Genomic DNA, 9,252 nt, shown 5'->3' on the forward strand with positions numbered 1-9,252 from the left:
TTGCTTAAGGAAAAACGAAATCTTAGTGACTTAGAAAATGACCTTTACTATCAAAAACAAAATCTAGCAAAGGAGGTCAATTCATGAGTTTAAATATGTATTTGGGAGAAGTGCAAAGCCAAACTCAAAGTATGAACGCTGTATGTACGGCTACCATTCAAGGTATGGAACAAGCCATTCAGTCGATTGACGCTTTTGCAATTGATACGGTTCTACAAGGACAAACATATAGCAGTGCAAAATCATTTTTTGTACAAACTTTTCGTCCTCTAGCGCAAGGAATCATTTACTTATGTGAAGAACTAATCCGTCAGAATAATGCCTTTCCAAGTCAATTTCAATCACAGGTAGCTTCAACTGATGTTATTGAACAAGAATTATTAGAACAAATTCGAGAAATTGACCGAATGAAAACAAGTATGGAAGCTGTTAATCAAGCTATGCCAATTCCGGGTATGGATGCCATGGTAAATCTTTTTATTGTTATGAGGCAAAAACTGCAAGAAAAGCTGGATCATTTGTATCAATTCAATCAGACCTCTAGTAATAATTATAGTACAGCACTTCAATTAGCAACTAGTATTGCCACAGGTCTTGCGGAAGTCCAAAGTGGAAAAGGTTTTAGTGCTTCAACGGGGATATTTAGTGTGAAAGAATTAAATATGGAATGGGCAGTAGCTATTCAAAAAAAATCAGAAGATAAAGTTCATGCTGTTCAAATTGAAAAAGAAGCTGTTAAAAATGATTGGTTTTTGATGGATTCAAAAGTGGTAAAGGAAACAGCTGAGGAAACAGCTAATGGAGTAGAAAAAGTTACTGGAGTAGTTGTAAAAGGAATTGGTAATGTAATTAATGGTGAAAAGTATGAAAAATCATTTACAGAGGAAAAGGAAGGTATATTATTTATTAAGGGTCTTACACTTGAAGCTGAGCCATTTGTAAGCTCTCGTACTTATGATAGATTTGATGTAAAAGATAAAGAAAAGAGAGAACAAACCTATGGACCTATGGTTGGTTTTACAGTAGCCCAAGCTGGAATAGAAGAAGAGAATATTAAAGGATTTGGAATAGGAGCTGAGGCTAAAGTAGCACTTGCTAATGCAGAGTTAGGTGCTCATGTGGAAAATGGAAATTTACATGTAGGAGCTGAAGCTTCTTTAGTAAAATATGAGGGTGGTATAAAAATCCCTATTCCATTTATGAATAAAAAGTTACAAATCGGGGGATCAGCATCGCTTGCGACACTCGGGGGATCTTTTGAAGCTGGAAAAAGCGGATTCAAATTTCATGCACCATTTGGTCCTGGTGTAGGTTTATGGGGATTTGGTTTAGAAGTTAGTGTTAAGGAATAAGGAGATAATTAGTATGAATAAAAAAGTGAAAAAATTTAAATATCTTATGATTATATTAGCTTGTATTGCAATTTTCGGTACAATTTTACCTAATGCATTGGATCCAAATGAAACATTAGCAGGTAACATTTCAGTTGCAGTTTTTGGTATAATTGGTACTTGTTTGTTATTTTCTATCACTTATTTTATTATAAAAAAGGCTATTTTAAGAAGGGGAAACTAAGATGGGGCAAAAATTAGAGTTAGAATTACTTCCAATAGGTTCTGTTGTAATGTTTAAAGATTGGGAACATCCACTAATGGTTTATGGACGAAAACAGATGGATTCTGAAACAAAAAAAACATGGGATTATGTATGTTGTTATTTTCCTCATGGTAATATTTCTTCGGAGTATAATTTCTTTTTGAATCATGAAGATATTTCTAGTGTTTTACATCTTGGTTTTATTAATGAAACAGAATTAGAGTTTCAAAAATTATTTAAAAAAGAAGTTGAAGAAAAACGGTGATTTTTTTAAGCTGTTGGTGTTTTTGAAATAGTTAATGAATGAATTTTAATACATATATGTTTAAAGGAAGGGAAGTTTCTATGAAATTGCTTCGTTCATTTCTCATTTTCACTCTTGTTGTATTGTTAAGCGCATGTAATACAGTAACAAAAGTCACAAAGGTTCAAAAAAATGGCGAAACGACTTTAACAATTGGTTCTTTGCAGGGGTATTATGATGTGCAAACCCTTAAAGCTGAAAAAGGAAATGTGGAAATTCCTTATGAAGCAGCTGTTGAAGAAGGTACGATTTTTTTGCAAGTTACAAAAGATGATAAGGTCATTTATGAGGAAGAAGTCACTTCTCAAAAAGAAGGTTTACTTTCTTTTGAAACATCAAAATCAGGATCATATGATTTAATTGTACGTGTGAAGGGTGAAGAGGAGAAAGCAAAAGGAATTCAAATACATACAAAGCTATAAAAAAACGACAATTGGAATGTACCCGCTTGCCACTTTTATTTCCAGTTGGTTCTGGTACAACACATGCTCATCAATTTAGGAAGTAAACGTAAAGTAACTCCAAAATATACAATAAAAATTGATTTTGGAGTTACTTTCGCTTTTGGTGATGTGATTCCTAATAGAACATTTAATAACTTTTATAATGTAAATATTAAATTCTAATCATTAAAAATCCTACTTTTTCTTACTTTAATAGTTTCTAAAATATAAAGAAGAATACCTAAACCAAATATCTTTTCAGCATTAGAAATATTATTACCTAATTTAATAATAGGTACATTTAATCCAAATCTTTCACTCCATTCCAAAGGCATATATCCCTTTTTACAGTTTATTAATATACGATCATCTATTGTACGAAAAGACGTTTCGAAAAAATCAAATTCAACTTCTACCTCAGAAAGTTTTATCTCTTTTTCATTTATTAAAGAACCACGTACCATTCCAAATCCCTGTATAATATTTTCTTTAAACATACCTACACAATTATAATTTGAATCATAAATAGCCCAATCATAATTTTCAACTTCACTATGAAAGTATGCAAGAATTTCCCCATCACTTGCTTCCAATCCAAAAACTTGTTTATTTTTTAAAATAGGTAATGTTGAAGAAATCATCTTTGTTCCTGCTACATATCCCCCATCAGGAGTATATAAGCCTAAATGTTTATTATTTTCGGGCAATTCTAATAAAACATAAGTATCAATATCCCAAAACGTTAAATCATTTTTAACTATATTCTTTTCTAGTAAATTTCCTTTTCTTAATTGCCAAAATCCAATACTGAAAAATACAAGAGAAGCTATAATAATTAAGATTACTGGTCCCCAATTAATATTACCCCAAGTATTATACATACCAATTAATCCATAAAGAAAAAGCCCGGTTCCAATTAAAAACTTAAACTTCCCCTTTTTTTTATAATACTCAAACAATTCCACGCAAACACCTCTATCAGTTGATCTTAATACTCCAATTATTCTTCAAATATAACAAAGAAAAAATGTATAATCTAACATTTTTTCGAAAATATAATTAAAAAATAAACATAAAGAGATCTTTTAATTTAAAATAAGAAGTCTCTTTATGTTTATTTTTTATGACAGTTGAAATAATAATTCTAAGTAAATTAAATTTGAAATCTATCAAGAATATTATCTTTTTCTTCTTTATTGATTCCAATATATTTGAGTGTAATTTGTGGTGTGCTGTGGTTTAATATCTCCTGTAACATGGCTATATCTTTTGTTTGTTTATAGAACCAATAGCCGAAGGTTTTGCGCATGGTGTGAGTACCAATGGATTCTACACCAGCAAAATCTCCGGCTTTTTGCAATTGTCGATAAGCCTGGATTTTACTGATGGGCTTATCTTTTTTTCGTGATGGAAATAACCAGGAACTTTTTAAAGTCTGGGCATAATTGTACACTTCATCAAAAATAGGAGTGAGATTAATCATGCGCTCTTTCTTCGTTTTTTCCTCTTTGATTTTGAATTCTTTTCTCTTTTTTCGTTTTAGTATTAATATGGTTTGTGTTTCGATTTGAAGTAGATCGCTGATACGTAATCCTGTATTGATTCCAGTTAAAAATAGAATATAGTCTCGTTCTGAACAGTGTCGTTTGAGGGCCTATTTCATATCTTCGATCTGTTCTCTGCTACGGATGGGTTGGACATCAATGAGATGTTGTTTTTTGTTCATGGGTTTTTTGACCTCTTTATTTATAGTGTTTTGAATGTATACTTTTGTTATATAAATTGAGAATATCAGAGGATTTGGAGTGAAGTCAATATTTATAGGGATTTGAATGTAAACTAATATTCAAAAGTTTACATTCAGGAATAATAAAAAAAGAGTCCCTATTGTTTTAGGACTCTTTTTCTATTAGTTATAACAAAAAAAGCCAATCATGATATAATTGAGTTGCGACGCTACAACTATACATAAGAGGCTTTTTTATTCTTATAAAATTCTAATTACATAATAGCATAAAAAAAGTCTCCGTACTAGTTGTAAATACTAGGAACAAGGAGAAAAATTATGACAAATACTATCAATTTAAAACAAGCTGAAAAAAATGCAAGATTGAGAGATATCGAGGATTCGAAGATCTTGTCAGAAGAAGAGATGTATTTAGCAAATGAACTTCAATCAAAAGCTAATTTAAGAGGAATGAAATTAGTTCCAGAGCGAAAAGTAAAAAATAAAGCCAAATTTGTTCAAATTATTCAAGACAATTGGAGTTATTTACAAAGTATATCTTATTTAAAAAATGAAGAAATTGTATTTTTAATGAGTTTGATTCCTTTTATAGGTTTTGGATCTAATGCAATTGTAGATAATCCAAAAAAGAAACAACCATTACCGCTTACACAAAGAGAATTAGCGAAGTCTTTAGAGACAAGCGAGACTAAAGTGAGTAGGGTTGTAAAGGCATTATATACAAAAGGGATTATTGCTCGTTCTGAAAGTGTTGTAGAAAATAGCAATGTAAAGTCTTATGCATTATTTATCAATCCTCATATTTTATATGCTGGAGATCGGGATAATATTGAAGAAGGATTAAAGATACAATTTATAAAAATTATGAGAGCTAAACCATTAAAAGATTTACCTATTAAATTTTTTTAAAAGACATCAATTAGATGTCTTTTTTTTACATTTTTATACTTATCAAATTTGATAAGTAAACTTATCAAATTTGATAAGTATAAAAAGTTCGATAAACCCTTGATATTACTGGTTATTTTGTACTTTGGTATGCTTGTCCCTTCTCACTCTCTATATAAAGGGCTAAAAGTTCCGCAAGGAACGGGTCGTATTTTCTTTCGCTTTGCTACAGAAAATCTCCACCCTTTTCGCTTTGCTACATCCTTGCCAAACTTTTTTCGGCTCGAGTTTGGATATCACCAAGCCGATACATCCAAAAGCAACTATTTGGGATCATCGGCTTGAATTGCTATTATACGAGCCGAATCGCTAGTGCCTTCGCTTAATAATTTCACTTACCACATTGATAGATACGTAATACGTGGGGGCTCGTCCCCACACGACGAACCAGCCTCAACCCCAAAAGCAAAGAAAAACCTTCTTTTAAACCTGTTTATTTTGCTTTTTAAGCGTTCATTTTCGTTTTCACGACAAATAGTATTGTTTTAGATTTATATTCTTTAAAAAGGATTCTGAAGCTCTTAAATAGCATCTTGTATTTTGTTGTTATTTATTTCTAGATTAAAGATTTATATTTATTTAATGTCTATTGTTTTCTTTTAGTATTTTAAAGTAATGTTTGATTGCAATTTATTAAAAATATCATGTCTTTAGTGAGTACTCATATGGAGACATCAAAGGGACTTTGTGTACTCACTGAGTCTACATCTAGGGACACAAGGGGGACATTTGGAGGGTTTGGTGTCGTCAGTGAGTGGACATCCTGGGAATTTTCGTGTACCCACGTTTAAGGTAGGCTCCGCCTAGTCCCAACCCCTAGTTGGGCCCAAAAACCCCTTATGCTCTTCTCTCTTTTTTGATTCTGAATTTCCAATTTTATAAAATGACTTATTTTTTAACTGAATTTTATTATGTTAAAAAAACAAGAATGTAAATTTAATTGTGGTTTGTTGCAAGGTTATTAGAAAAATTTTTGTGGCGAGGCTATGATCTTCGTTATATGGATTAAATAATCATTTATTAAGAAGAAAATGAAGTATGACTTAGAGATGTGAAGAGTTCTGTTATTTTTATATGACAGAAGGATATAAACCTTAGTAAAATGAATTAGTAAAAACCTAGGTTTGATACCTAGGTATCAAGGTTGATTTTTTTGAAAATAACCCTTGATATTTAAAAAACTTAGGTTTTTATCTAGGTTTTAAAGGTGGGTAAAAAGATGGATAAAAGTGAAAACCTAGGTGAAGAAAAACCAGGTTATATAGCCATGACTGTTAAAGAAGTTGCATTGTGTTTAGATGAATCGCCAAATGTTATAAGAAATTGGATGAAAGAATTAAGGACGTATATTCCTTTAGAGAAAAATGAATCAGGCTATAATGTTTTTAATGAGAAAGCTCTTGAGCAAATGAAGATGGTTAAACAATTACATAGGGAACAGAATTACTCAATGAAACAAATTGAACATTATTTTGCTACAGGTGGGGAAAGTATAAAGCCTGTACCTAGTAAAGAAGTTGGAGAAATTTTAGCTGAAGAATTAAAATCATTAAAAAATGAAGTTAGTAAACTTAGAGAATATAGTGAGAAACAAGAGGGATTTAATAAATTGTTAATTGAACAATTACAAAAGCAACAAGATTATATTGATAACAAGTTAGAGCAACGGGATCAGAAGTTACTTGAAACAATTCGTGAAGTACAAGAAACAAAATCATTAACAGCGTCTACGGAATCAAAAGGTTTTTTTGCGAAGTTATTTGGAAAATGATTTTTTTGAGATTTATAATCTGAGTCCTGGCGTTTATGCCGCGAAAGTTCCTTGACGATGAGGGTTCGGAGGCTTGTGGTCAAGGGAACCGTGGAATAAAAAGCGAGGACGGACTCCCAGGACAGGGCAAAAACTAATGTCTTCGTCAAGATTCGTGGTTCTATTGTTAGAAAAAGGCGAATAAGAATATAGCATACATAGAATAAGGGAATGCAGTACAGATTAGCATATAAGCATTCCCTTGCTATTAATATGTTGTTTTTTTAGTATATTTTTATTTCCATAGAATAAAACCTGAGGAGAAAAAATGATATGAAAACTCCATCGTATAAACCATTATATATTTTAGTTTATGTCGTAATATCTGTATCTATTATAGGGTTAATGATTACTCCATCCAACAATTGGTGGGAAAAAATGTTGGGAACTATTGTTCTCATTCTTTTGGGAGTAGGTTTAATATGTTTTTTAAAATTCGGACGGTGGGCGCAAGAGAAATTTTATGATAAATTTACAAAAAAACGGGATTAATATAAGACTGGAGTAATTAAGTTTTGGCCTTGGAGGATTTATTGAATTTGAAAAACCAAAGAAAGAGGAAAGCTGATATGCAAGCATTTAAAGTTGGAAAATTAGTCACATTTGTTGCAATTATAATACTTCTTGTGGTTGCTATTTTATCTCCTTACAACTTATTTAAAAAGATTTATCTTATTATTGGTGTTCTTATTATTGGCGCAATTTCATTTGGTGCAAATAAATTTTTTGAACTGGTACACAGTAAATTTAATAAGAAGTGATATTACCTATGTGATAGGGGAATTCAAATCTAGTGAAAAGGTAGAGGATATATGTTTTTAAAAGCTTCGTATTCCGATTTTATTAGTTTTATTATTCTTATTACAGTTATTTTAGCTCTGTGGAGATTAAAGGTATGGTCTAATAAAAAATATAATGTCCCTAAAGTATTTCAATGGTTCCCTAAAAAATGGGGGAAAAGAAAAATTTCAGAACAGTTTTTTCAATCAAAACTTGATGTTGAAGGTAAAGGGATTTGGATTATTTATTATGCTGTAGATTTATATGTTGTAACTATCCCGTTACAAGTGAAAAAATATAATACACTTTAATGTTCTGTTTTTTTATTAAGAAGTTTTAAAATACGGTAAGTGAAATTATAGGTATAATTTTATGTGAATATTAAAGTTAAAAAGCTAATTTTCATAAAAAATGTATTTAGAAGGAATCGTGGTTGTCGCGTATGTGGAATCGCTGAGTCCTGGCGTTTATGCCGCGAAAGTTCCTTGACGATGAGGGGAACCCTCATGCAAACTCGCCAGGGGTGGCCCCAGAAGGGCGGTTTTTGCCCGCTGGGGTTAGCTTTGGGAGTTTGAGGGTTCGGAGGCTCGTGGTCAAGGGAACCGTGGAATAAAAAGCGAGGACGGACTCCCAGGACAGGGCAAAAACTAATGTCTTCGCCAAGATTCGTGGTTCTACTGTTAGAAAAAGGCGAATAAGAATATAGCATACATACAATAAGGGAATGCAGTACAGATCAGTCTACAAGCATTCCCTTGCTATTAATATGTTGTTTTTTAAGTATACTTTTATTTCTATAGAATGTTGGATTTAACTGTATAAAATATTATATTTAAAAAAGCATTGCTATTTTTGTAAATGCTTACTATAATGAAGGTACATAAATTCAATAAATCTTAATATAATAATAAGTGAGAAAAAACACGGAAATTGCAATAGCAGTTTTGAAATTTATAGGTGGAGCAATTGCGTTAGTACAAGAACTTTTCAAAGCAGTAATGTAAGTTTGTTATTTAGGAATTATTTATAAAAATATCATACAAATGATCTGTATTTCAAACATGAATTGATGTACAGATCATTTGTGTGAGCAGTTTTAGAAGTTAGAAGAAAAGGAATCCCATAGGGATTCCTTTTTTTGATTAATCATATTTGTTTTATATTTATAATCTGTTTATTAAATTTTTATTTTAAATGGATTAATTTCTAATTTTTTACATGTTATAATTATATATTAGGAAAAAAGGGGTATGAAAAGGTTAGTTTATAACTTAGAAAAATTGATATTGATAGGAAATTTCATATATTTATCGGAATTCTCTCTGTATATTCAGAAAATTCCAGAAAGGATTTTAAAGAATGGGACAATTTCAAAGTAATTTACAAACAGCAACACAAATTGCTACGAAAATGAGATCAGCCTCTGACAGGATTCAAAGTGCAACAAGTCGTTCTATAACAAAGGCGACGCGTACAACGCTATCTGTTAACTCGAAAGCACAAGAAGCGAATCAACAAGTTTTAGATTTAACAAAACAATTTTCTGCTGCTTTTCAACAAGCGGTTGATAATATTCATTCGGTAGCTAACGAGTTTGAGAGAATGGATAACGAACTTCAAAATA

At 31.2% G+C, this 9,252-nt stretch carries 11 protein-coding genes and 2 pseudogenes; 11 read left to right on the top strand and 2 right to left on the bottom strand.

All coding sequences use genetic code 11. From position 1 onward, the window contains the following. The 5 genes and pseudogenes from MR109_RS30605 to MR109_RS29050 all read left to right on the top strand — a co-directional run. Positions 1 to 87, top strand: a pseudogene (locus tag MR109_RS30605) (DUF3958 family protein); the annotation flags it as partial. Continuing rightward, complete coding sequence (locus tag MR109_RS29035; protein ID WP_242274779.1) at positions 84 to 1,352, top strand: T7SS effector LXG polymorphic toxin; 1,269 nt, start codon at positions 84 to 86, stop codon at positions 1,350 to 1,352. The pseudogene MR109_RS30605 and the gene MR109_RS29035, both read left to right, overlap by 4 nt. Positions 1,353 to 1,365: 13 nt before the next feature. Continuing rightward, on the top strand, positions 1,366 to 1,575 hold the full coding sequence (locus tag MR109_RS29040) for a hypothetical protein (protein ID WP_242274780.1): 210 nt from the start codon (positions 1,366 to 1,368) through the stop codon (positions 1,573 to 1,575). A gap of 1 nt (position 1,576) precedes the next feature. Then, positions 1,577 to 1,861, top strand: coding sequence for a DUF4176 domain-containing protein (locus MR109_RS29045; protein ID WP_242274781.1), 285 nt, complete (start codon positions 1,577 to 1,579; stop codon positions 1,859 to 1,861). A gap of 80 nt (positions 1,862 to 1,941) precedes the next feature. Continuing rightward, positions 1,942 to 2,322 carry a BA_1872 family lipoprotein gene (locus tag MR109_RS29050; protein WP_242274782.1) on the top strand — a complete coding sequence of 127 codons (381 nt, stop codon included), beginning with the start codon at positions 1,942 to 1,944 and terminating at the stop codon, positions 2,320 to 2,322. 200 nt (positions 2,323 to 2,522) lie between these two features. Here the strand turns inward: MR109_RS29050 and MR109_RS29055 are convergent, their stop codons facing one another. Both MR109_RS29055 and MR109_RS29060 read right to left on the bottom strand, forming a co-directional pair. Then, positions 2,523 to 3,308, bottom strand: a complete 786-nt coding sequence (locus tag MR109_RS29055) for an ABC transporter ATP-binding protein (protein WP_242274783.1) — start codon at positions 3,306 to 3,308, stop codon at positions 2,523 to 2,525. Positions 3,309 to 3,496: 188 nt separating this feature from the next. Beyond that, positions 3,497 to 4,069 (bottom strand): annotated as a pseudogene (locus MR109_RS29060) (tyrosine-type recombinase/integrase). Positions 4,070 to 4,408: 339 nt separating this feature from the next. On the opposite strand from MR109_RS29060, the gene MR109_RS29065 reads away from it, so the two are divergent. From MR109_RS29065 to MR109_RS29090, 6 genes are all read left to right on the top strand, one after another. Continuing rightward, positions 4,409 to 4,999, top strand: a complete 591-nt coding sequence (locus MR109_RS29065) for a helix-turn-helix domain-containing protein (RefSeq protein WP_002205120.1) — start codon at positions 4,409 to 4,411, stop codon at positions 4,997 to 4,999. A gap of 1,258 nt (positions 5,000 to 6,257) precedes the next feature. Further along, complete coding sequence (locus MR109_RS29070) at positions 6,258 to 6,809, top strand: MerR family transcriptional regulator (RefSeq protein WP_242274784.1); 552 nt, start codon at positions 6,258 to 6,260, stop codon at positions 6,807 to 6,809. 312 nt (positions 6,810 to 7,121) lie between these two features. Beyond that, complete coding sequence (locus MR109_RS29075; RefSeq protein WP_242274785.1) at positions 7,122 to 7,340, top strand: hypothetical protein; 219 nt, start codon at positions 7,122 to 7,124, stop codon at positions 7,338 to 7,340. 77 nt (positions 7,341 to 7,417) lie between these two features. Beyond that, positions 7,418 to 7,609: a hypothetical protein gene (locus MR109_RS29080; protein WP_242274788.1), complete on the top strand. Its 192-nt coding sequence runs from the start codon at positions 7,418 to 7,420 to the stop codon at positions 7,607 to 7,609. Positions 7,610 to 7,660: 51 nt separating this feature from the next. Next, positions 7,661 to 7,939: a hypothetical protein gene (locus tag MR109_RS29085; RefSeq protein WP_242274786.1), complete on the top strand. Its 279-nt coding sequence runs from the start codon at positions 7,661 to 7,663 to the stop codon at positions 7,937 to 7,939. Between the two features lie 1,048 nt (positions 7,940 to 8,987). Further along, positions 8,988 to 9,252, top strand: a 265-nt coding sequence (locus tag MR109_RS29090) for a TIGR04197 family type VII secretion effector (RefSeq protein WP_242274787.1), incomplete at its 3' end; no start/stop codon positions are given.

The sequence above is a fragment of the Bacillus cereus group sp. BfR-BA-01310 genome (genome assembly GCF_022664325.1).
GTDB classification, from domain to species: Bacteria; Bacillota; Bacilli; order Bacillales; family Bacillaceae_G; genus Bacillus_A; species Bacillus_A paramycoides.